The sequence below is a fragment of the Peribacillus sp. JNUCC 23 genome (genome assembly GCF_053653995.1).
The window spans coordinates 430,659-454,250 of sequence record NZ_CM132202.1; the positions used below are offsets into that span (position 1 = coordinate 430,659).

General features: G+C 41.7%; 14 protein-coding genes, 3 rRNA genes and 4 riboswitches. Of the genes, 15 read left to right on the forward strand and 2 right to left on the reverse strand.

Annotation, left to right across the window (positions count from 1 at the left end):
* Positions 1 to 59: 59 nt before the first annotated feature.
* A complete protein-coding gene (locus JNUCC23_RS02315) occupies positions 60 to 1,025 on the reverse strand; it encodes an ABC transporter substrate-binding protein (protein ID WP_454214071.1) in 966 nt (321 codons plus the stop codon).
* Positions 1,026 to 1,067: 42 nt separating this feature from the next.
* Complete coding sequence (locus JNUCC23_RS02320) at positions 1,068 to 1,577, reverse strand: hypothetical protein (protein WP_454215966.1); 510 nt, start codon at positions 1,575 to 1,577, stop codon at positions 1,068 to 1,070.
* Positions 1,578 to 1,763: 186 nt separating this feature from the next.
* Positions 1,764 to 1,982: riboswitch (cobalamin riboswitch) on the reverse strand.
* Positions 1,983 to 2,358: 376 nt separating this feature from the next.
* On the opposite strand from JNUCC23_RS02320, the gene JNUCC23_RS02325 reads away from it, so the two are divergent.
* The 15 genes from JNUCC23_RS02325 to purB all read left to right on the forward strand — a co-directional run bounded on the left by JNUCC23_RS02325 (position 2,359) and on the right by purB (position 23,572).
* Positions 2,359 to 3,315: an AAA family ATPase gene (locus JNUCC23_RS02325; RefSeq protein WP_062187100.1), complete on the forward strand. Its 957-nt coding sequence runs from the start codon at positions 2,359 to 2,361 to the stop codon at positions 3,313 to 3,315.
* The gene (locus tag JNUCC23_RS02330) at positions 3,315 to 4,523 is read left to right on the forward strand and encodes a DUF58 domain-containing protein (protein ID WP_454214073.1); all 1,209 of its coding nucleotides are present in this window, start codon (positions 3,315 to 3,317) and stop codon (positions 4,521 to 4,523) included. The genes JNUCC23_RS02325 and JNUCC23_RS02330 overlap by 1 nt, the downstream gene beginning before the upstream one ends.
* The gene (locus tag JNUCC23_RS02335; protein WP_454214075.1) at positions 4,520 to 6,742 is read left to right on the forward strand and encodes a transglutaminaseTgpA domain-containing protein; all 2,223 of its coding nucleotides are present in this window, start codon (positions 4,520 to 4,522) and stop codon (positions 6,740 to 6,742) included. The genes JNUCC23_RS02330 and JNUCC23_RS02335 overlap by 4 nt, the downstream gene beginning before the upstream one ends.
* Before the next feature lie 29 nt (positions 6,743 to 6,771).
* Positions 6,772 to 6,873, forward strand: a riboswitch (purine riboswitch).
* A 135-nt stretch (positions 6,874 to 7,008) separates the two neighbouring features.
* Positions 7,009 to 8,562, forward strand: a complete 1,554-nt coding sequence (guaA, locus tag JNUCC23_RS02340; protein WP_062187097.1) for a glutamine-hydrolyzing GMP synthase — start codon at positions 7,009 to 7,011, stop codon at positions 8,560 to 8,562.
* A 236-nt stretch (positions 8,563 to 8,798) separates the two neighbouring features.
* Positions 8,799 to 8,900, forward strand: a riboswitch (purine riboswitch).
* A 117-nt stretch (positions 8,901 to 9,017) separates the two neighbouring features.
* The gene (locus JNUCC23_RS02345) at positions 9,018 to 10,349 is read left to right on the forward strand and encodes an NCS2 family permease (protein WP_062187095.1); all 1,332 of its coding nucleotides are present in this window, start codon (positions 9,018 to 9,020) and stop codon (positions 10,347 to 10,349) included.
* Between the two features lie 275 nt (positions 10,350 to 10,624).
* The gene (glcT, locus tag JNUCC23_RS02350; RefSeq protein WP_454214078.1) at positions 10,625 to 11,467 is read left to right on the forward strand and encodes a glucose PTS transporter transcription antiterminator GlcT; all 843 of its coding nucleotides are present in this window, start codon (positions 10,625 to 10,627) and stop codon (positions 11,465 to 11,467) included.
* A 243-nt stretch (positions 11,468 to 11,710) separates the two neighbouring features.
* The gene (gene ptsG / locus JNUCC23_RS02355) at positions 11,711 to 13,759 is read left to right on the forward strand and encodes a glucose-specific PTS transporter subunit IIBC (protein ID WP_454214080.1); all 2,049 of its coding nucleotides are present in this window, start codon (positions 11,711 to 11,713) and stop codon (positions 13,757 to 13,759) included.
* A gap of 244 nt (positions 13,760 to 14,003) precedes the next feature.
* Positions 14,004 to 14,159 carry a hypothetical protein gene (locus JNUCC23_RS02360; protein WP_403077707.1) on the forward strand — a complete coding sequence of 52 codons (156 nt, stop codon included), beginning with the start codon at positions 14,004 to 14,006 and terminating at the stop codon, positions 14,157 to 14,159.
* Between the two features lie 404 nt (positions 14,160 to 14,563).
* A 16S ribosomal RNA gene (locus JNUCC23_RS02365) occupies positions 14,564 to 16,113 on the forward strand.
* A 232-nt stretch (positions 16,114 to 16,345) separates the two neighbouring features.
* Positions 16,346 to 19,281: ribosomal RNA gene (locus tag JNUCC23_RS02370) — 23S ribosomal RNA — on the forward strand.
* A gap of 115 nt (positions 19,282 to 19,396) precedes the next feature.
* Positions 19,397 to 19,512, forward strand: a 5S ribosomal RNA gene (gene rrf, locus JNUCC23_RS02375).
* Together the 16S, 23S and 5S rRNA genes form the textbook arrangement of a ribosomal RNA operon.
* 583 nt (positions 19,513 to 20,095) lie before the next feature.
* On the forward strand, positions 20,096 to 20,332 hold the full coding sequence (locus tag JNUCC23_RS02380) for an NETI motif-containing protein (protein WP_062185012.1): 237 nt from the start codon (positions 20,096 to 20,098) through the stop codon (positions 20,330 to 20,332).
* Between the two features lie 76 nt (positions 20,333 to 20,408).
* Positions 20,409 to 20,511: riboswitch (purine riboswitch) on the forward strand.
* A gap of 162 nt (positions 20,512 to 20,673) precedes the next feature.
* Positions 20,674 to 21,138 (forward strand): 5-(carboxyamino)imidazole ribonucleotide mutase, encoded by a 465-nt coding sequence (purE, locus tag JNUCC23_RS02385; protein ID WP_454215968.1) that lies wholly within the window; start codon positions 20,674 to 20,676, stop codon positions 21,136 to 21,138.
* Positions 21,122 to 22,255: a 5-(carboxyamino)imidazole ribonucleotide synthase gene (gene purK, locus JNUCC23_RS02390; RefSeq protein ID WP_062185006.1), complete on the forward strand. Its 1,134-nt coding sequence runs from the start codon at positions 21,122 to 21,124 to the stop codon at positions 22,253 to 22,255. Before purE ends, purK begins: the two co-directional genes overlap by 17 nt.
* A 24-nt stretch (positions 22,256 to 22,279) precedes the next feature.
* Positions 22,280 to 23,572, forward strand: a complete 1,293-nt coding sequence (gene purB, locus JNUCC23_RS02395; protein WP_454214083.1) for an adenylosuccinate lyase — start codon at positions 22,280 to 22,282, stop codon at positions 23,570 to 23,572.
* Positions 23,573 to 23,592 lie beyond the last annotated feature (20 nt).

Here is a 23,592-nt window from a genome sequence, read left to right on the forward strand (position 1 = left end):
CGTTTCAGCATATTTGGTTCATCCTGGTTGTCATTCAATAAAGAGGATTTGTATCGATCTTATTTAAATAGATCTGGGTAAACGGTTTTGGCAACAAGCTCGACAGCTTCACCAATACGTGGTCCTGGACGGGACATCACGTCTTCATTTAAGTAGTATACTTTGTCTTCCTTAACGGCTGTAAGTTGGTCCCAACCTGTACGGCTCTTAATTTCTTGTTCAGGTTTTTCAATAAAACCGGCAGTTGTTGTGATGACAGCAGGGTTGCGTTTAATAACTTCTTCCTCAGAAACTTTGATCCAACCTTCTTGATCCTCAAATATGTTGGTTACACCCGCTTTTGCAAGGATTTCTTGTTGAAATGTCTTCTTTCCAGGTGTGTAGATTTCTGGAGCAGGACTTATTTCTAAATAGACACTTTTCTTTTCATTAATAGAGTCTGCTTTTTCAATAACAGCTGCAACTTGGTTTTTAATCGTATCGACGATTTCGCTCCCTTTCTCCTTAACGCCCATTACTTCTGCAATTTGCTGAATGTCTCCGTAAACATCTTCAAATGTAGCAGCAGATGCAATGACAAAGATTGGGATTCCCGCATCTTTCAGCGGCTGTAAAGTAGCTTCGTCGCCAATTGTATAGGCGATGATGACGTCTGGGTTTAACGCAATTATTTTCTCTGCGTTAATATTCATTGAATCAGAAACAGATTCAATATCGGCAGCTTCTTTTGGATAGTTATCAACATCTGTGACCCCAACTACTTTTTCACCTGCTCCTAGAGCAAAGAGAATTTCTGTATTGCTTGGTTGAAGGGAGATCACTTTTTCAGGTACTTTATCAAAGGTGATCTTGTCGCCAAGATCATCAGTTACTGAATAGGGCTGGTCTTTTTCTTTTTTAATTTCACTTGCAGGGGCATTATCCTTACTTGGTGCTGTTTGATTACTATTCCCACAGCCAGCAAGTGCTAAAATAAAAGAAAGCATTAGTGCAAGTAACCAATTGTTCCATATGAATTTTTTCATTGTGTTCTCCTCATTTCTCATTTCTATTAATGGATGGATGTATTATTTTTTCGTCGATTTAATGTCATAGCATATACTCTCGTGAGGGATTTCCTCAACACCAAGTTGTTTATTTACATAGACGGCCATAACGAATAAAACGTTTGCTAGTAAATGAGCGTAATCGAACAGGATTTTAGGAACTTCTCTTTCAAGACTCACTTTATGTAGCGCTCTTACTGACTTCTTCGCTTCACTGCGGCAAGTGTGCAAAATACAGGCACCGGGAGTTCCTTGTGGCAAGACAAAAGTACCGATAGAGTCTTTGACCTCTGCTGTATAAAAATCATACATACCACTTAGGCGATCTAAGTCTTCTTGCGTGATACCTAATCGTCCGCGTACTGAGCCGTTTAGATTATAGCCCATGTCGAGTAAGTACATTAAATCTTTGTGTACAACAGGTACGTTTTTAGTAAATGCACAAGCTAAGCCAATACGAGATGTCAAGGAGTCAGTCCTGATCTCGAAGTCCACTGTTGAAGCGGATTCGCGCATGTACGGGTAACACATAAAACGGAAATCTTTTTTTGCCAAATGTAATCCCCCTTATATGATGAATAGAGTGAATAGCCCTTGAAATCGTTTTTTTATAACAAAAAAACCGACCAAGAAAATTGGGCGGCACACCATCCTACATATCCAGTTGGAAAGAAAAGATGAGAGTTGCCGTACAATCCTCTTAGCTTCCGAAGAGTATAATACGATGGAAAGAAGGCAGGTCTCCTGGCTTGTGCATCCATTTACTTTAAGGTCCTTCCCATTTTATATAACGGATTGCGTGCTACGTCCGATTCCGTTAAATAAAACAGTGGCATATCCTTATTTCATCGCACTTACAGTTGCGGAAACAGCTTCGGTTCTTCACCGAATTCCCTATTAAGCTGAAAGTTCAGCACCTTTTTTCTGCAAGATTATATTCACTTATCAATAGTTTACCATATAATTCCGATAAGAAAGTCATACTTTTTGTGATGTTTACTAATACATATGTTTACTAGATCTAAAAATTTGAAAATTTGTGCAATTATGATATATGTTGAATGAAAGATCCACCATTTTCCTTCCAGTTTGATAAAACTCATTTTGATGCGAAATATGCTCAACTCTACTGGGTAAGGTCATTATGTAAAGTTTGTAAATATATTGGAAAAAGAAGGGTTAGAAAGGGAGTCGTCGAATGTAGTTTAAGTTAAAGTAATTTTAAATGAATTGTGTCGATAGGATGAAAAGGTTAGTTGTTTTTTTCAGATCTTTTGAAAATCGATAAGGGATGAATCACAGGAGGTAAGGTATGACATATGAAGGAAAGCACCCAAAGTTAAATGAAGTGATACGTAATATCGAGAAGGTTATTATTGGGAAAAGAGATATAGCAGAATTAAGTGTAGTGGCTTTACTTTCGGGAGGTCATGTTTTATTGGAAGATGTTCCAGGTGTAGGTAAGACGATGATGGTTCGTGCGCTGGCCAAGTCAATCAGTGCAGACTTTAAACGAATTCAATTCACACCTGACCTGCTGCCGTCTGATGTAACAGGCGTTTCCATATATAATCCAAGGGAGCAAGAATTTACTTTTCGTCCTGGGCCGATTATGGGGAATATTATCCTGGCTGACGAGATTAATCGAACATCTCCGAAAACTCAGTCAGCCTTATTAGAAGGGATGGAAGAGGCAAGTGTGACGATTGATGGTGTAACGAGAGTGCTGGAGCAACCATTCTTTGTTATGGCAACACAAAACCCTATCGAATATGAAGGAACGTACCCTCTTCCTGAAGCTCAACTTGATCGTTTTTTATTAAAAATGAAAATGGGATACCCAGATATATTTGAAGAAGTGGAAGTTTTGAATCGTGCGCGTTTGGCTTCACCGCTTGATAGTCTTGGACCCGTTATGTCATTGGTTGAACTACGCGGTTTGCAGCAAGAGTCAAAGGCGGTTATTGTCGATGATGCGATTAAGCATTATATTGTTGAAATGACACAAACAACGCGCCAGCATCGCAGTGTATATTTAGGTGCGAGTCCTCGTGGCTCGATTGCCTTAATGAAAGCATCTCAAAGCTACGCTCTATTATATGACCGGGATTATGTGTTGCCGGACGATGTTCAATATCTTGCCCCATTTGTGTTATCGCATCGCCTTATCTTGAAATCTGAAGCGAAGTACGAAGGGATTACAGCTGAGCAGGTGGTTGCTGAAATTATTGATAATATTCCTGTACCAGTAAAAAGGGCTGTGAATTAATGATGAAATCGTTGGTAGAGAAAATGAGACCTTGTGCAAAGGTTGTAGTGCTTATTAGTTTGGTGGTCTTGGCATTTGGGTTTGCGATGTTTCAGGGAGGTTTTCTCAGTTGGTTTCTGTTCTATACGTTTCTACCATTTGCCCTTTATTCGATAGGGCTGTTTTTCTATCCTATCCACAAGTTCACGGTAACAAGATCGTTAGATAAAACGGAACTCAGAACAGGGGAATCGATTGAAGCCAGAATTGAAATCACACGAAAAGACCGCTTCCCGTTGTTATTTCTTCTAGTGGAAGAAGAGCTTAATGGCCGATTAGGCAAAAACACGTCCATGAAGAAGGCGTTCATTTTCCCTTGGTTCCGGAAATCATTTTCGATTACGTTTTTGCTTCATAATCTTCCAAGAGGGGAGCACGGCTTGTCTGCGATCCGTCTGAAAACTGGAGATATGATTGGATTATTTGAAAAGGAAGCCAATTATGATCTTCCAAAAAAAGTCCTAGTCTGGCCTGCTTATTATGATTTGTCGTATAAGCAATTGGAGAATTTCTTTAATCAAGGAGAAGCAGGGTCTGTAAAAAAGATGCAAAGAGAGCATTCAATTGTCAGTGGAGTTCGAGAATACCAGCCGGGTGACCAAATGTCATGGATTAACTGGAAAGCGACAGCCAATAAGAATGCCATTATGACCAAGGAATTTGAAGAACAGAAAAGTCATGATGTATATTTGGTCCTGGATGAAGCTTCATCAGAGTCCTTTGAAGATTCGGTAGTATTTGCTGCCTCCTTCGCGCATGTTCTTCTGAAGAAAGGGATACTAGTTGGCTATGCAGGTTCGGCGATGCATGAGGCGCCACTACCGATCCGAGGTGGAGATGGACAGCTCCAAAGAATCCTTTACCGACTTGCCAAAACAGAAGCAGATGAAAAAGGGAGTTTAAGTTCCTTGCTTGGATCACATCAAACCGTATTATCTCAAAATGTAGCGATCATCTTGATTACTTCGCATTTGGATCAAAGAATGGTGGAACAAATCAGTGCGTATAAAATGAACCAGTCCATTACGATAGTTTGTATAAAAAAAGAAGGACAGTTAGCAGCTGAAGATCTTTTTGCAAAGCGATCCGCCTATATAAGAGGGATGAGAGTTAGTTATTTGGAGCAGGGACATTTTGAATCTGGATTAGTCGAGGTGATGGCTCAATGATTCAAAGAACTAGTCTACTCGATATATTGTTGAAAGTGGTTTTATACGGATACGGCACTTTGTTGTTATGGGAATGGCTACAGCCGGTTAATCAACTGACAGATACCGATAATATGGGCGTGTTTATTGTATTTATGTGTCTTTCTTTGCTTTCGTACTTTTTACAGGTGCATTGGGTTGTAAGAATAATGATTTTTGTGGTATATACAACTGTTTCCATTCAATATTTATATTCGCAGTTTTCACTTTTTGAACTCGCTTGGATTGGGGAACTTATAAGTGATATGAAAATGAATATTTCAAGAATGGTGAAAGCGGACTGGATGTTATTAACAAACAGCTTCAGAACCTTATTGTTTTTTGTTTTGATTTGGCTCATTTCATATTTAATTCATTACTGGGTAGCTGTCCGTCGAAATCTTTTTTTATTTTTTCTGCTAACCATTGTTTTTTTAGCGGTTCTTGATACGTTTACCCCGTATGATGCGGATGGTTCCATTGTTCGGGTTGTTATCATTGGTTTTGCTGTACTTGGATTGCTCGCTTTTTTCCGTTTATTTGAACAGGAAAGATTAACAGTGTCTATTGATGGTTTACGAAGATGGCTTATTCCATTAACAATTATGCTGTTGTTTAGTGGGACAATTGGTTTTGCAGCACCGAAACTAAACCCCCAATGGCCAGATCCTGTTCCATTTATTATATCCTATTCAACTAAAACAACAGGAGATTCGAAATCAGCAGGAAGCAAGCGTACTGGGTATGGAGAAAATGATACCCAACTAGGTGGTTCAATTTCTGACGACCATGCAGTTGTTTTTTATGCAGATACTCCCACTCGACACTATTGGAAGGTGGAGAACAAGTATTATTACACTGGCAAGGGCTGGACAAGGCTTGATTATCCAGGAGAATTGACAGAGTATGAAAATGATCAGGATATGGTGGATCTTACAGATACAGAATTACCTGGAATAAAGCTTCAAGAACAAAAGGCGTCCGTTAAAATGGAGCAGTTCTACAATCACGTTCCATATCCTACTCCTAGTTTACTTAAAAGAGTTTCAGCTGAAGAAACAGATCAGTATATTTTTAATGACTCGACGAATTTATTGACAGCTCAATCGAAAAATTGGGGTAGGATCAAGCTTACGGATTATGAAGTGAATTATTATCTTAAAACATTTGATCGAAATTATTTAAAAAAGGTTACATCTGCAAATGATGTTCCTGAGGACATTATAGGTATTTATACACAGTTGCCAAGGAACCTACCTGAAAGAATTCGTAATTTAGCGTTAGAGATCACTAGTAATAAAGATAATTGGTATGACAAGGTAAAAGCTGTTGAAAATCATTTTGATGGTCCTGAGTTTGTGTATGATAAGCAAGATATTCCTTATCCAGAAGAGCAACAGGATTATGTGGATCAATTCCTATTTGAAACACTGCGGGGGTATTGTGATAATTTCTCTACAGCAATGGTTGTTCTATTACGTTCACTCGACATTCCGGCACGCTGGGCAAAAGGTTATTCTGATGGTGTGGCAACGATAAAAAACGGTGAATCCGTTTATATGATCACGAATAATAATGCTCATTCATGGGTAGAGGTTTATTTTCCTGAGGTTGGCTGGGTTCCATTTGAGCCAACAAAAGGCTTTAATAATACAAATCAGTTTTATGATGCTTCTTTGACTACTCAAGCTAACGAGAATGACCATAATACGGCTGTGACGACTCCGGAAAAAAGAGAGCCAACTCAGCCCGATAAAAAAACACTTCCAGATACGGATAAATCGGATCAATCAGCATCTTTGGGATCAGGTGATATTTCTTGGAAGATCATTTTGCGAAATACAGCAATTGGTCTTGTAGGTGTGATGTTTCTTGCTTTCTTGCTTTATCAATCGAGAAGAAAATGGCTACCATATGTATTTATTACAAGATATAAAGGGAAAAATGGTACGGACACATTTACAAGTGCTTATAACGTTCTCCTCAAGCAATTGAATCGCGCTGGTGTACCGCGACCTGAAGGCCAAACATTGCGAGAATACGCGGTTTATGTTGATCGTGTCTATCGTATGTCTAATGATAATATGCAGCAAATGACGAAGGAATACGAAAGAATTTTATACCGCGGGGATCAGGAAAACCAAGCCTGGAGGCAGTATCGAGAATTGTGGGAAAATTTAATTAAAGAGACAACCTCTTGACCATGTTTTTAACATGTTGGTACAATTGAAACATTCAAATACGAGCCCTTCATATATCCTCGATAATATGGATCGAAAGTCTCTACCGAATCACCGTAAATGATTTGACTATGAAGGCAGATGTTTCAGTGTAACAGCTAGAATTCTGCCTTTTTAGACTTTTTAGGGTGGAGTTTAGCTTTTTTGTGTTTTATTTTTACATTTTTGAAATAATAAGAACAAACCGCTTCTGTAAAGAAGTGAATATATCAAATGAGGTGACAATAGTGACGGGGAAAACAGACTTACAGAACCAGGAAATGATTGTCGTATTAGACTTCGGCAGTCAATATAATCAATTAATCACTAGACGTATTCGTGAATTTGGCGTGTACAGTGAATTACATCCCCATACTATTACGGTAGAAGAAATTCAGAAATTAAATCCAACTGGAATTATTTTCTCTGGTGGGCCGAATAGTGTATACGACGCATCTGCTTTTGGGTGTGATGAGCGCATTTTTGAACTAGGATTACCGATTTTCGGGATTTGTTATGGTATGCAGTTGATGACGAAGCATTTCGGTGGAAAAGTTGAACAAGCAAAGAACCGTGAATATGGTAAAGCGACGCTCGCGATTCAAAACGATTCAAAACTATTCAAGGACCTACCTAAAGAACAAATTGTCTGGATGAGTCATGGAGATCTTGTTGTGGAAACTCCAGAAGGATTTACAATTGATGGAACGAATGCATCTTGTCCAATTGCGGCGATGAGCGATGAATCAAGAAAGCTCTACGCAGTACAATTCCATCCAGAAGTTCGTCACTCTGTTTACGGAAACGACATCTTGAAAAACTTCGTGTTTGATGTTTGTGGCTGTAAAGGTGACTGGTCTATGGGGAATTTCATTGAAATTGAGTTGGAAAAAATTCGTCAAACAGTAGGCGACAAAAAAGTTTTGTGTGCCCTAAGCGGTGGAGTGGATTCATCTGTTGTTGCGGTGCTTATTCATAAAGCAATCGGAGACCAATTAACATGTATTTTCGTTGATCATGGTCTATTGCGTAAAGGCGAAGCGGAAGGCGTTATGAAAATGCTGGGCGACGGCTTCCAAATGAATGTTATTAAAGTGGATGCCAAAGAACGTTTCCTTTCTAAGCTTGAAGGCGTTTCTGATCCTGAGAAAAAACGTAAAATTATTGGGAATGAGTTTATCTATGTATTTGATGATGAAGCAACGAAATTAGAAGGAATTGAATTCCTTGCTCAAGGTACTCTTTATACAGATATTATTGAAAGTGGTACAGCAACAGCACAAACGATTAAATCGCATCACAATGTTGGTGGTCTGCCTGAAGATATGCAGTTCAAGCTGATTGAACCGCTAAACACACTGTTCAAAGATGAAGTACGTGCACTTGGAACAGAACTGGGTATGCCTGATGAAATCGTTTGGCGTCAACCATTCCCAGGTCCTGGATTGGGAATTCGTGTATTAGGAGAGATCACAGAGGACAAGCTAGAAATTGTACGTGAATCTGACTATATTTTGCGTGAAGAAATAAGTAAAGCTGGTCTGGATCGTGAAATTTGGCAGTACTTTACCGTTCTTCCGGATATTCGTAGTGTTGGTGTTATGGGAGATACGCGTACGTATGACCATACAATTGGTATTCGCGCTGTCACTTCAATCGATGGTATGACTTCAGATTGGGCTCGTATCCCTTGGGATGTTCTTGAACTTATTTCAACGAGAATTGTTAATGAAGTAAACCATGTAAACCGTGTCGTTTATGATATTACAAGTAAACCACCTGCAACGATTGAATGGGAGTAGACGAAAGATACTGAATTTTTCCGATTTGAAATAAGATTATATAGCTTATAAACGAACGTTGTTTCTTATTGAGAGAAACAACGTTCGTTTTTTTGTTGACAGCTAGTATCACTTTTAGTACAATTGAAAAGTAAATTATTAATAGTGTGTGTTCAAAAAGGAGCCGAGCAGTTCGAGGAAAGATAGAGCTTTGATGCAATTCGCAAGCTTTTGTACCGAACTTTTTGAACATCCTCTAATAGATACTATTTATTCGCCGTATAATATTGGGGATATGGCCCAAAAGTTTCTACCGAGCTACCGAAAATAGCTTGACTACGAAGTGAAGGATACGCATAACCGATGGAGTGTATCTAACTCTTTTAAAACCCTTTACATAATTTGCAGGTAAGCATCGTTTCGGTTAGAAGTGAGGCTTTTGGTCAGTGTTGAATTTATTTAAGGGAGACTGAATGATGAAAAAGTATTTTCAATTTCAAGAACTTGGCACGAATTATCGTCGAGAAATAATTGGGGGTCTGACAACCTTCTTAGCTATGGCTTATATTCTAGTGGTAAATCCAAGTATTTTAACACTTCAGGGCATTGAAGGATATCCTGATGAACTACGAATGAATTATGGTGCAGTATTCGTTGCGACAGCATTAGCGGCAGGTATCGGTTCGATCCTTATGGGGGTTATTGCCAGATATCCGATTTCACTTGCTCCAGGCATGGGACTAAATGCCTTCTTTGCTTTCACAGTTGTACTCGGATTCGGTATTCCGTGGCAAACAGCGTTAACAGGTGTACTGATTTCTGGAATTATTTTCGTTATCCTTTCTTTATCGGGGATTCGTGAGAAAATAATAAATGCAATTCCTGCGGAGCTTAAATTTGCGGTTGGAGCAGGTATTGGTTTATTTATCACATTTGTTGGTTTTCAAAACTCACGCATTATTGTTAAGAACGATGCCACCCTTGTTGGGTTAGGTGACTTGACTTCAGGTAACACACTTCTTGCGGTTTTTGGTATTGTTATTACAGTTATTTTAATGGCGAGAGGTATTAAGAGCGCCGTTTTTCTAGGTATGATTATTACGGCGATTGCTGGTATGATCTTCGGACTTGTACCGTTTCCGGAGAAAATTGTTGGAGCTGCACCGAGCATTGCTCCTACATTTGGAGCTGCGTTTGAAGCATTCGGGAATTTGCCTGACCTATTCTCAGGTCAGATGTTGATTGTTATTTTAACCTTCTTATTCGTTGCATTCTTTGATACAGCAGGAACATTAGTGGCTGTTGCTCAGCAAGCAGGATTAATGAAAGATAACGTCCTGCCACGCGTAGGAAAAGGGTTGCTTGCGGATTCATTAGCTATCGTATCTGGAGCAATTTTAGGAACATCTACAACAACATCTTATGTTGAGTCGACTTCAGGTGTAGCTGCCGGGGCACGAAGCGGTTTTGCGGCGGTCGTTACAGGATTATTATTTATTCTTGCTATTTTCTTTTTCCCACTTCTATCGGTGGTAACATCCGCGGTAACGGCTCCAGCCTTAATCGTAGTCGGTGTTCTAATGGCAACTGGTTTGAAACATATTGATTGGTCACGATTTGAAATTGCAGTACCAGCTTTCTTCACAGTCATCATGATGCCGTTAACTTACAGCATCGCAACAGGTATTGCTTGTGGTTTCGTATTCTATCCGATTACGATGATTATGACAGGAAAAGCCAAGCAAGTTCACCCAATCATGTACGGATTGTTCGTTATCTTTATCGCTTATTTTATTTTCTTAGTTTAATAAATGATCAGAGGACCTTAACGGGTTCTCTTTTTTTATCCCGTATTGTTGGCATGTATGGCATTCTTGGTAGGGGTAACTATCCGTGAACTCCTCTGACACAATGACTCAAGACTAAAAGCTCCATAATTTTATGTTGTCGTCTTAACGCTCTTTTAGGAAACTTCATTAAATGGTAGGTGTAATGATTCGGTTGAGGGATTGTTCGTGTTGATTTAATTGAATGAATTGACTAACATAGATGACATAGATTATAGGGTGAAAGAGGGAAGCAGATGGGAGTAGCTATAATTAATAAAGTTTTGAATAATAATGTCGTCATAGCAAACCATCCTTCTTATGGTGAAACCGTAATAATTGGCAAAGGGATTGGATTCAATCGAAAAAGAGACGACGAAATATCTTTAGTCAATGCTGATAAGATGTTTGTTTTGACCGGAAAAAAAGAACAGGAAGACTATAAAAAGTTACTTCCAGAAATCGATGAAACACACCAAGGGGCAATCATTGAAGCAATCAATCATATTAGTAAAAGAGTGTCTGGAAGTGTCAATGAATATATACATGTCGGAATGACCGATCATTTGCTTTTTGCCTTAAACAGGATTGAAAATGGCCTTTCGATAAACAATCCATTTTTAGTTGAAACGAGTACGCTTTATCCATTTGAATATGAAATCGCAAAAGAAGTAATCGAGATTTTAGAAATAAAGACGGGAATTAGTCTTCCGGAAGGAGAAGCTGGCTTTATTACGCTTCATATTCACAGTGCGCTAACGAATAAAGAGTTAGCGAAAGTGAATCAACATTCTCAGCTAGTCACGCATTTGATTAATCTTATAGAAGAACAACTGCAAATAGATATTGATAAAGAAAGTATTGACTATGTAAGGCTTGTCCGTCACTTGCGGTATACCATCGATCGAGTATTAAGAGGTGAGAAAGTAGAGGAACCTGAAATACTCACTACCCTCTTGAAAGACGAGTATCCGTTATGCTATAATTTGGCTTGGAAACTGATAAAAATTATGCAACAGCACTTGAAAGAACAAGTATATGATGCAGAAGCCATCTATTTGACGATGCATCTTCAGCGATTACAAAAGAAAATTACATAAAAATCATAACCTTTACGTGTTACTGATTCGATCAGGCATAAGTGAAGAAAGTGATTGGACGAAGCGAATGTGGGTATAGTATACCCGTACGCTCTTTCAATGCTTTTTTTACTTATGCCTTTTTTATTTGTCTTTTTCGTTGTAAACGTTTTATACAGCATTGCCGGGTCTGGTTATCAGGGGAAACAGAGACTAAGTTTTACTTTATCGGTTTTCAAATCTTAATTTCGGAGGTTTTGTACCATGTGGAAGAAAGTTTTTGGTGTTCTACAAAATTTAGGGAAAGCGTTTATGCTTCCTGTAGCTATGTTGCCAGCAGCAGGATTGCTACTAGGGTTAGGAAATGCGGCTCAACAAGATGTGACGCTGCAGTACCTACCATTCCTAGATGCTAATTGGATTCAGTTGGTCGCTAGGGTAATGGAAGATTCCGGTGGTATTATATTTAGTAACTTGGCGCTGATCTTTGCAATTGGAATCGCCATTGGGTTAGCTGGTGATGGAGCGGCTGCTCTCGCTGCGCTCGTTGGCTATTTAGTATTGAATCGGGTCATGAGTACATGGATGGGTGTAACGCCGGAAATGGTTGCAAGTGACCCTAGTTTTGCAAATGTTTTGGGTATTCCTACGTTACAAACTGGTGTGTTCGGAGGGATTATCGTTGGACTGATTGCAGCCTATAGCTACAACCGCTTTCATAATATTGAAATGCCTTCATTCCTCGGTTTCTTTGCGGGAAAACGTTTTGTTCCAATCGCTTCAGCTGTTCTGTCTTTACTTGTAGGTCTATTAATGCTGTTAGTTTGGCCTCCAATTCAAGGCGCGATGAACAGTGCATCACTTTGGTTAATTGAAGAGGGGACCTATTTTGCGGTATTCTTCTTTGGTTTTATCAAACGATTATTAATACCATTTGGGCTACATCATATTTTCTATGCCCCATTTTGGTATGAATTTGGTACATATACAACGGCCGCTGGGGAAATCGTTCGTGGTGATATGACAATTTTCTTTGCTCAGCTAAAAGATGGCGTAGACATAACGGCAGGTAACTTCATGGCTGGTGAATATCCAATAATGATGTTTGGTCTGCCAGCGGCGGCGTTAGCGATGTATCATACAGCAAGACCTGAAAAGAAAAAGTTTGTTGCAGGTTTATTAGGCTCGGCTGCACTGACTTCTTTCTTAACAGGTATAACTGAACCACTTGAATTTTCATTTATGTTTATTTCTCCTGTGTTGTATGTGATTCATGCGGTCTTAGATGGATTAGCATTCGTGTTAATGACCTTCTTTAGTGTCAATATCGGTTATACATTCTCGGGTGGTGCAATTGACTTTCTACTCTTTGGTATCTTACCAGGAAAAGAGCCATGGTGGATTGCGATCATTCTAGGAATTATATTTGCGGTAATCTACTATGTTATTTTCCGTTTTGCAATCAATAAATTTAATTTAATGACTCCGGGCCGTGAAAAAGCAGAAGATGAACAATCGCAAGAAGGTAAAAAAGGAACAGTAAGCGAACTTCCCTATAACATTCTTGATGCAATGGGAGGACGAGAAAATATCGCAAATCTTGATGCTTGTATTACTCGACTACGTGTATCTGTTAACGACGTTAAAGATGTTGATAAAAATCGTTTGAAACAGCTTGGTGCTGCAGGTGTACTTGAAGTCGGAAACAACATTCAGGCTATTTTTGGCCCACGCTCAGAGATCATTAAGTCACAAATGAAAGATATCATGAGTGGGAAAGCGCCAAAAAACGTAGTAACAAATCAGGGAGAAGAAGTAGAACGACAAATTGAAGAAGTTATGCCAGGTGTTTTGCAAGCAGACATCTTCGTTTCGCCGATTACTGGAGAAATCAAACCAATCAGTGAAGTGCCAGATGCTGTTTTTGCTGAGAAAATGATGGGTGACGGTTTTGCGATCCTACCAACAGATGGAGCGGTTGTTTCTCCTGTGGATGGAACGATCGTGAACCTCTTCCCGACCAAGCATGCACTCGGCATCGAAACTGACAATGGTCTTGAAATTCTGATCCATGTTGGTATTGATACAGTGAAGTTGGAAGGGAACGGTTTTGAAGCGCTCGTTGCCCAAGGTGACAAAGTGAAAAGAGGTCAACTGCTATTAAAGGTTGATTTAGCCTACGTGAAAGAGCATGCTCCTTCTATTATTACACCAATCGTCTTCACAAACTTAAAAGAAGGCGAAACTATTCAAATTGATAAAAACGGTAATGTGAAAAGTGGAGAAAAAGACGTTATCTCCATAATCAAATAAATAAAAGTAGAAGAAAAGGTTCCAAGAGGGTCTTGCCTTACAGATTATACATTGTGGGGTATGATCCTTTGTTTTGTATTGTGGAGTCGATAAGTAGGAAGAAGATAAATGTTAAGTTCATTAACGAGATATTAAGAAATGGTTAATCAATGTGAAAATTCTAACTATATTGACTATTTTTATTTAGAAGCCTGTATTATAGTTTTGTAATCTAAAATGGAACTACGAGGAGGCAATAAGAAGTATGAAAAATTTTCAAAAATGGCTTTTAACATTTATGGCAGCTTTCATGTTAGTAGGAGTTGCCACTGGTTGCTCGAGTGAGGATACTAATACGGACGATACTAAAACCGAAGACACAGGAACTGAAGATTCGAATACTGAAGAAAAAGCAGAGTAATAGTAGAGAGGCTGAATCTTTAAAGATCCAGCCTCTTATTTTATTTTACAGATAATATCGAAATTAAAATAACAGAATGAAATTGTATGCTTAGAAAGGTTCGCGGTATCCTTTTAAGCTATAAGTAATTAGTGTAGAGAAAAAGTTATTATTTTTATTGACAGTGTATTTAGAGAGTGGTACTATAGGAAATACGCCACAGAACACCATTGTGATTTTGGAAATAACAAAAAAACTTTTTTTAAAAGTTATTGACAGTTCAATTGGTGGGTGTTATGATATAAAAGTTGCTTACGAGATAAGTGACAACGATAAATTGCTCTTTGAAAACTGAACAAAACAAAGCGCCAACGTTTAAATTGAAGTGAGTACACACTATAAAAACAAATGAGCAAGTCAAACACTTTTTGGAGAGTTTGATCCTGGCTCAGGACGAACGCTGGCGGCGTGCCTAATACATGCAAGTCGAGCGAATGATAGGGAGCTTGCTCCCTTGATTTAGCGGCGGACGGGTGAGTAACACGTGGGCAACCTACCTGTAAGACTGGGATAACTTCGGGAAACCGGAGCTAATACCGGATAATTTCTTTTCTCGCATGAGAAGAGATGGAAAGACGGTTTCGGCTGTCACTTACAGATGGGCCCGCGGCGCATTAGCTAGTTGGTGAGGTAATGGCTCACCAAGGCCACGATGCGTAGCCGACCTGAGAGGGTGATCGGCCACACTGGGACTGAGACACGGCCCAGACTCCTACGGGAGGCAGCAGTAGGGAATCTTCCGCAATGGACGAAAGTCTGACGGAGCAACGCCGCGTGAACGAAGAAGGCCTTCGGGTCGTAAAGTTCTGTTGTTAGGGAAGAACAAGTACCAGAGTAACTGCTGGTACCTTGACGGTACCTAACCAGAAAGCCACGGCTAACTACGTGCCAGCAGCCGCGGTAATACGTAGGTGGCAAGCGTTGTCCGGAATTATTGGGCGTAAAGCGCGCGCAGGTGGTTCCTTAAGTCTGATGTGAAAGCCCACGGCTCAACCGTGGAGGGTCATTGGAAACTGGGGAACTTGAGTGCAGAAGAGGAAAGTGGAATTCCAAGTGTAGCGGTGAAATGCGTAGAGATTTGGAGGAACACCAGTGGCGAAGGCGACTTTCTGGTCTGTAACTGACACTGAGGCGCGAAAGCGTGGGGAGCGAACAGGATTAGATACCCTGGTAGTCCACGCCGTAAACGATGAGTGCTAAGTGTTAGAGGGTTTCCGCCCTTTAGTGCTGCAGCTAACGCATTAAGCACTCCGCCTGGGGAGTACGGCCGCAAGGCTGAAACTCAAAGGAATTGACGGGGGCCCGCACAAGCGGTGGAGCATGTGGTTTAATTCGAAGCAACGCGAAGAACCTTACCAGGTCTTGACATCCTTTTGCCCTCCCTAGAGATAGGGACTTCCCTTCGGGGACAAAAGTGACAGGTGGTGCATGGTTGTCGTCAGCTCGTGTCGTGAGATGTTGGGTTAAGTCCCGCAACGAGCGCAACCCTTGATCTTAGTTGCCAGCATTTAGTTGGGCACTCTAAGGTGACTGCCGGTGACAAACCGGAGGAAGGTGGGGATGACGTCAAATCATCATGCCCCTTATGACCTGGGCTACACACGTGCTACAATGGATGGTACAAAGAGCTGCAAACCCGCGAGGGTAAGCGAATCTCATAAAGCCATTCTCAGTTCGGATTGTAGGCTGCAACTCGCCTACATGAAGCCGGAATCGCTAGTAATCGTGGATCAGCATGCCACGGTGAATACGTTCCCGGGCCTTGTACACACCGCCCGTCACACCACGAGAGTTTGTAACACCCGAAGTCGGTGAGGTAACCGCAAGGAGCCAGCCGCCTAAGGTGGGACAGATGATTGGGGTGAAGTCGTAACAAGGTAGCCGTATCGGAAGGTGCGGCTGGATCACCTCCTTTCTAAGGAATATAACGAGCGCTTTTGTTTTGTTCAGTTTTGAATGAGTAATTCATTCATTCGTGGTAAATGAAAGCAACAGATTAGTCTTTTGCTTATTCGTTGCCGAATCGTTCTTTGAAAACTAGATAATAGATAGAAGGCAAATTTTTGCATTAATTTTTTCAAGACATCAAGTAAGACCTTTTAACAACTAGGTTGTTTGATAAACTTTCCGTTTATCAGCCACCATATGGTTAAGTTAGAAAGGGCGCACGGTGGATGCCTTGGCACTAGGAGCCGATGAAGGACGGGACTAACACCGATATGCTTCGGGGAGCTGTAAGTAAGCTTTGATCCGGAGATTTCCGAATGGGGAAACCCACTGTTCGTAATGGAACAGTATCTTTACCTGAATACATAGGGTACTGAAGGCAGACCCGGGGAACTGAAACATCTAAGTACCCGGAGGAAGAGAAAGCAAACGCGATTTCCTGAGTAGCGGCGAGCGAAACGGAAGATAGCCCAAACCAAGAGGCTTGCCTCTTGGGGTTGTAGGACACTCAACATGGAGTTACAAAGGAACGGGGTAAGTGAAGTGATCTGGAAAGGTCCGTCAAAGAAGGTAAAAACCCTGTAGCTGAAACTTCGTTCCCTCCTGAGTGGATCCTGAGTACGGCGGGACACGAGAAATCCCGTCGGAAGCAGGGAGGACCATCTCCCAAGGCTAAATACTACCTAGTGACCGATAGTGAACCAGTACCGTGAGGGAAAGGTGAAAAGCACCCCGGAAGGGGAGTGAAATAGATCCTGAAACCGTGTGCCTACAAGTAGTTAGAGCCCGTTAATGGGTGATAGCGTGCCTTTTGTAGAATGAACCGGCGAGTTACGATTTCATGCAAGGTTAAGTTGATAAGACGGAGCCGCAGCGAAAGCGAGTCTGAATAGGGCGCATGAGTATGAGGTCGTAGACCCGAAACCAGGTGATCTACCCATGTCCAGGGTGAAGTTCAGGTAACACTGAATGGAGGCCCGAACCCACGTACGTTGAAAAGTGCGGGGATGAGGTGTGGGTAGCGGAGAAATTCCAATCGAACCTGGAGATAGCTGGTTCTCTCCGAAATAGCTTTAGGGCTAGCCTCGAGATGAGAGTATTGGAGGTAGAGCACTGATTGGACTAGGGGCCCCCAACGGGTTACCGAATTCAGTCAAACTCCGAATGCCAAATACTTATTCTCGGGAGTCAGACTGCGAGTGATAAGATCCGTAGTCAAGAGGGAAACAGCCCAGACCACCAGCTAAGGTCCCCAAGTTTACGTTAAGTGGAAAAGGATGTGGAGTTGCTTAGACAACCAGGATGTTGGCTCAGAAGCAGCCATCATTTAAAGAGTGCGTAATAGCTCACTGGTCGAGTGACTCTGCGCCGAAAATGTACCGGGGCTAAACGTAACACCGAAGCTGTGGATGGATACCGTATGGTATCCGTGGTAGGAGAGCGTTCTAAGGGCGTTGAAGCTAGACCGGAAGGACTGGTGGAGCGCTTAGAAGTGAGAATGCCGGTATGAGTAGCGAAAGAAGGGTGAGAATCCCTTCCACCGAATGCCTAAGGTTTCCTGAGGAAGGCTCGTCCGCTCAGGGTTAGTCGGGACCTAAGCCGAGGCTGAAAAGCGTAGGCGATGGACAACAGGTTGATATTCCTGTACCACCTATACATCGTTTGAGCGATGGGGGGACGCAGAAGGATAGGGTAAGCGCGCTGTTGGATATGCGCGTCCAAGCAGTTAGGCCGGAAACGAGGAAAATCCCGTTTCCATTAAGGCGGAGCTGTGATGGCGAGGGAAATATAGTACCGAAGTTCCTGATTCCACGCTGCCAAGAAAAGCCTCTAGTGAGATGTAGGGTGCCCGTACCGCAAACCGACACAGGTAGGCGAGGAGAGAATCCTAAGGTGTGCGAGAGAACTCTCGTTAAGGAACTCGGCAAAATGACCCCGTAACTTCGGGAGAAGGGGTGCTTTTTAGGGTGAATAGCCCGGAAAAGCCGCAGTGAATAGGCCCAGGCGACTGTTTAGCAAAAACACAGGTCTCTGCGAAGCCGCAAGGCGAAGTATAGGGGCTGACGCCTGCCCGGTGCTGGAAGGTTAAGAGGAGAGGTTAGCCGCAAGGCGAAGCTTTGAATTGAAGCCCCAGTAAACGGCGGCCGTAACTATAACGGTCCTAAGGTAGCGAAATTCCTTGTCGGGTAAGTTCCGACCCGCACGAAAGGCGTAACGATCTGGGCACTGTCTCAACGAGAGACTCGGTGAAATTATAGTACCTGTGAAGATGCAGGTTACCCGCGACAGGACGGAAAGACCCCGTGGAGCTTTACTGCAGCCTGATATTGAATTTTGGTACAGCTTGTACAGGATAGGTAGGAGCCTGTGAAGCCGGAGCGCTAGCTTCGGTCGAGGCGTCGGTGGGATACTACCCTGGCTGTATTGAAATTCTAACCCGCGCCCCTTATCGGGGCGGGAGACAGTGTCAGGCGGGCAGTTTGACTGGGGCGGTCGCCTCCTAAAATGTAACGGAGGCGCCCAAAGGTTCCCTCAGAATGGTTGGAAATCATTCGTAGAGTGTAAAGGCACAAGGGAGCTTGACTGCGAGACCTACAAGTCGAGCAGGGACGAAAGTCGGGCTTAGTGATCCGGTGGTTCCGCATGGAAGGGCCATCGCTCAACGGATAAAAGCTACCCCGGGGATAACAGGCTTATCTCCCCCAAGAGTCCACATCGACGGGGAGGTTTGGCACCTCGATGTCGGCTCATCGCATCCTGGGGCTGTAGTCGGTCCCAAGGGTTGGGCTGTTCGCCCATTAAAGCGGTACGCGAGCTGGGTTCAGAACGTCGTGAGACAGTTCGGTCCCTATCCGTCGTGGGCGCAGGAAATTTGAGAGGAGCTGTCCTTAGTACGAGAGGACCGGGATGGACGCACCGCTGGTGTACCAGTTGTTCTGCCAAGAGCATCGCTGGGTAGCTACGTGCGGACGGGATAAATGCTGAAAGCATCTAAGCATGAAGCCCCCCTCAAGATGAGATTTCCCATAGCGTAAGCTAGTAAGATCCCTGAAAGATGATCAGGTTGATAGGTCAGAGGTGGAAGCGTGGCGACATGTGGAGCTGACTGATACTAATCGATCGAGGACTTAACCTTATTGTTCTTGAAAAAAGCAAAAATCCTTCTTATTATCTAGTTTTGAAGGAATGAAAATTTCTTCTTGCAAAATTTCAAAAAAGGCAGTATAATAATAAATGTCTTATTGAAAATGTTTGGTGGCGATAGCAAAGAGGTCACACCCGTTCCCATTCCGAACACGGAAGTTAAGCTCTTTAGCGCCGATGGTAGTTGGGGGTCTCCCCCTGTGAGAGTAGGACGTTGCCAAGCAATTTGAGAGATCAGCTATTTATAGCTGGTCTTTTTTGCTGTTTCGGAGATTATTTATCCCGCTTTAACGGGCAGTAAAATCTCCACGGATCGAAGTTTCACTTTATGTGGATTATGGTCCTCTAATTTGTCTGTCCACATCTAGTGCAAGCAGTTTTAGGATCTAGAATTTAGCTCACGGCTGATATATTGTGAGAAATGGCTAATAAATTTATGATAGTGTTTTATTTATGAAAGGTTCGTTTGGATGAATCACTTCATATACAGTAAACGCCACTTAATTTAATAGAAAAAAGATAAAATGATTTGTTTACTACGCTCATTCTTGAATTTATGGGTCCAAATCAAAAAAATGTAGTCTGGGGCCGGTTAGTGCTAGTTCTGAATCTCATGTATTATTGCATACGCGAAACGTTAGAGGTTTGAGTTCCTCGAATTTCTCTTCTCTTTATTTCCTTCTTTTTGAACACCCACTATAAAAAATTATCAAAAAAATTTTAAGTATTACATTAGATAACACGGTTCTTATTAAATTTTCATAAAAAGTGACTTTTTGGTATAGTTTAGAAAAGGAAATCAAAAAATGAAAAGAAAAGCTCTTTTTGAAAGGAACGGTTTTGTGAGTAAAAAAAAGAAGGAAGTTTTTGAAGTAGAAGATGGAGAAAGTATTGATGCTTGTCTGGAACGGATTAAGGCGGCAGGTTATTCTCCAATCAAAAGGATAGAAAAACCGATTTTTACAGAAGAAAAGGAAAATGGAGAGACCATTTATAAGCCTGTTGCTCGGAAAATTGTCTTTGAAGCACTGTTAAACGAGTGAAACACGAACGTTATGTAATGATTTATTCATAATATTCGATTTTAGACTTGACGTAGGGTGGATCGATTGTTAAGATGAAAGTGAACTTAATATCTCTCATATAATCCCCGGGAATATGGCCCGAAAGTATCTACCCAATAACCGTAAATTATTGGACTATGAGAGAAAGTGATTCCTTTATTCAGGATATGTATGTCCTTTTTTTAGAAAGGACTAATCATTCCGGGCAGGTTCCTTTCTCTTGTATGTAGAAAGGGCTGCCCGGTTTTTTATTTTATAAATAGTAAAGCTTCTAATACAAGTTTGGGGGGAAGACAGTGAAAGCACAGGTTGGTGTAATAATGGGAAGTGTTTCTGATTGGGAAACGATGAAACATGCTTGTGAAGCGTTAGATCAAATAAATATTCCATATGAGAAACGGGTAGTTTCTGCACATCGTACACCCGACTTATTGTTTGATTACGCAGAGAGTGCGCGAGAAAGAGGCATTAAAGTCATTATAGCTGGAGCTGGTGGAGCTGCTCATTTACCTGGCATGACAGCAGCCAAAACCACATTGCCTGTTATTGGAGTTCCCGTACAAACGAAGGCGTTAAACGGAATGGATTCACTGCTTTCTATCGTACAGATGCCTGGGGGAGTACCGGTCGCTACGGTAGCTATCGGGAAAGCTGGAGCTGTTAACGCTGGCCTGTTGGCTGCTCAAATACTTGGCAGCAGTGACGCTGGAATTGCAGACAAATTAGAAGCCATTCGAAACGAAACAAAGGAAAAGGTGCTAAGTAGCAGTGAACAGCTTAAATAAAGTAATTTTACCAGGACAAACAATCGGGATTATTGGTGGCGGCCAGTTGGGAAGAATGATGGCTTTATCTGCAAAAGCAATGGGGTTCCGTATAGCGGTTTTGGATCCGACAAAAGATTGTCCATGCGGGCAAGTTGCGGATATTGAAATAAATGGTGCTTATGATGATTTAGATTCGATAAAAAAGCTTTCTGAAGTGAGTGATGTTATCACTTATGAATTCGAGAATGTGAGTTTTGAAGCTTTAGCGTGGTTGAAAGAGAATAGTTATCTGCCACAAGGAGCGGAGCTGTTAAAAATTACTCAGGACCGCGTAACAGAGAAAGCGGCGATATCCAAAGCTGGTGTTCCAGTAGCTCCGTATGGTGTCGCAGAGAGTTTGACCGACGTGTATAGTGCAATCAAAATTTTGGGCTATCCATGTGTGTTAAAAACAGCGCGTGGCGGCTATGATGGTAAAGGGCAGCTTGTTCTACGTGAAGAGTCTGATGTTGCTAGCGCAGGCAGTCTTTTAGAAAGTGGGATTTGTGTAGTAGAGAAATGGGTGCCTTTTGCAAAAGAAATTTCTGTGATTATTACTAGGAAGTCAAATGGTGAGATCGAGTATTTTCCTGTCGCGGAAAATATTCATAAAGAGAATATTTTGCACAAGAGTATTGTTCCAGCAAGAATAAGTGAGAAAGCTTCACAGAGAGCGATGCAGCTGGCTTTACAGCTAGCTGAAAACCTAAATCTTGTTGGTACGCTTGCGGTTGAGATGTTTTTAACTGATGAGGATGAGATTATTGTAAACGAGTTGGCGCCAAGACCTCATAATTCTGGCCATTATACGATGGAGGCGTGCCAAACTTCGCAATTTGAGCAACATATCCGAGCTGTCTGCAATTGGCCATTAGGGAAGACAAATTTGTTAAAGCCTGTGGTGATGGTAAATATCCTTGGTGAGCATTTAGAAGATGTCCTTTATGCGATTCCAGAGTTAGCAGATTGGAAGATTCATCTATACGGAAAGAAAGAAGCTAGTCCGAAACGAAAAATGGGTCATGTGAATGTTTTGCGAAATTCAGTCGAGCAAGCGCTAGATGAGATTAACCATAGTGGAATTTGGAGTAAGTAATAAGCAGGAAACGGAGGCAATGCGATGATTGAACGTTATACACGCCCTGAAATGGGAGCGGTTTGGACGGAAGAAAACCGATTTAAAGCTTGGCTTGAGGTTGAGATTCTTGCTTGTGAAGCATGGTCTGAACTGGGTGCCATACCTAAGGAAGATGTCGCACTGCTTCGGGAAAATGCGTCTTTTGATATTAATCGTATTAAGGAAATCGAAGAGGAGACGCGTCATGATGTCGTTGCTTTTACAAGGGCGGTTTCAGAAACGTTAGGTGAGGAAAGGAAATGGGTTCATTACGGATTGACATCAACAGATGTTGTTGATACTGCCCTATCCTATATCTTGAAACAAGCAAACAAAATTTTGCTAGCTGACTTAGAGCGATTTGTAGATATTTTAAAAAATAAAGCGCAGGAGAATAAATATACGGTCATGATGGGACGTACGCATGGCGTACATGCAGAGCCGACAACATTTGGCTTGAAATTAGCGTTATGGCATGAAGAAATGAAGCGTAACCTAGAGCGTTTTAAAGAAGCGATAAAAGGCATTGAGGTTGGGAAAATGTCGGGAGCAGTTGGTACATTTGCCAATATCGATCCATTCGTTGAAAAATACGTTTGTGAAAAGTTAGGGCTTGAAGCGGCTCCGATTTCTACACAAACGCTTCAAAGGGACCGCCATGCTCATTATCTAAGTACCCTTGCGTTGATTGCGACAAGCATTGAAAAATTCGCAGTTGAAATTCGCGGATTGCAAAAAAGTGAAACACGCGAAGTGGAAGAATTTTTTGCAAAAGGGCAAAAGGGTTCATCTGCTATGCCGCATAAACGAAACCCAATTGGCTCTGAAAATATGACAGGACTTGCACGTGTTATTCGTGGATATATGATGACTGCGTATGAGAATGTTCCATTATGGCATGAGCGTGACATCTCTCATTCATCAGCGGAAAGAATTATTCTACCTGATGCAACGATTGCACTGAATTATATGTTAAATCGCTTCGGGAATATTGTGAAGAATTTAACGGTATACCCGGAAAATATGAAGCGCAATATGGATCGTACGCTTGGTTTAATTTATTCACAGCGCGTATTGCTTGCATTAATTGATAAAGGTCTTGTACGTGAAGAGGCATATGATACGGTTCAACCAAAAGCGATGGAGGCTTGGGAGAAGCAAGTTCCTTTCCGTAGCCTGCTTGAACAGGATGACAAGATTACAAGCTTGCTGACAAAGGAAGAATTAGATGATTGCTTCGATTATCATCATCACTTGAAGCAAGTTGATATGATTTTTGATCGTTTGGGTCTGTAATTAGGAACGCTGCCGGTTAT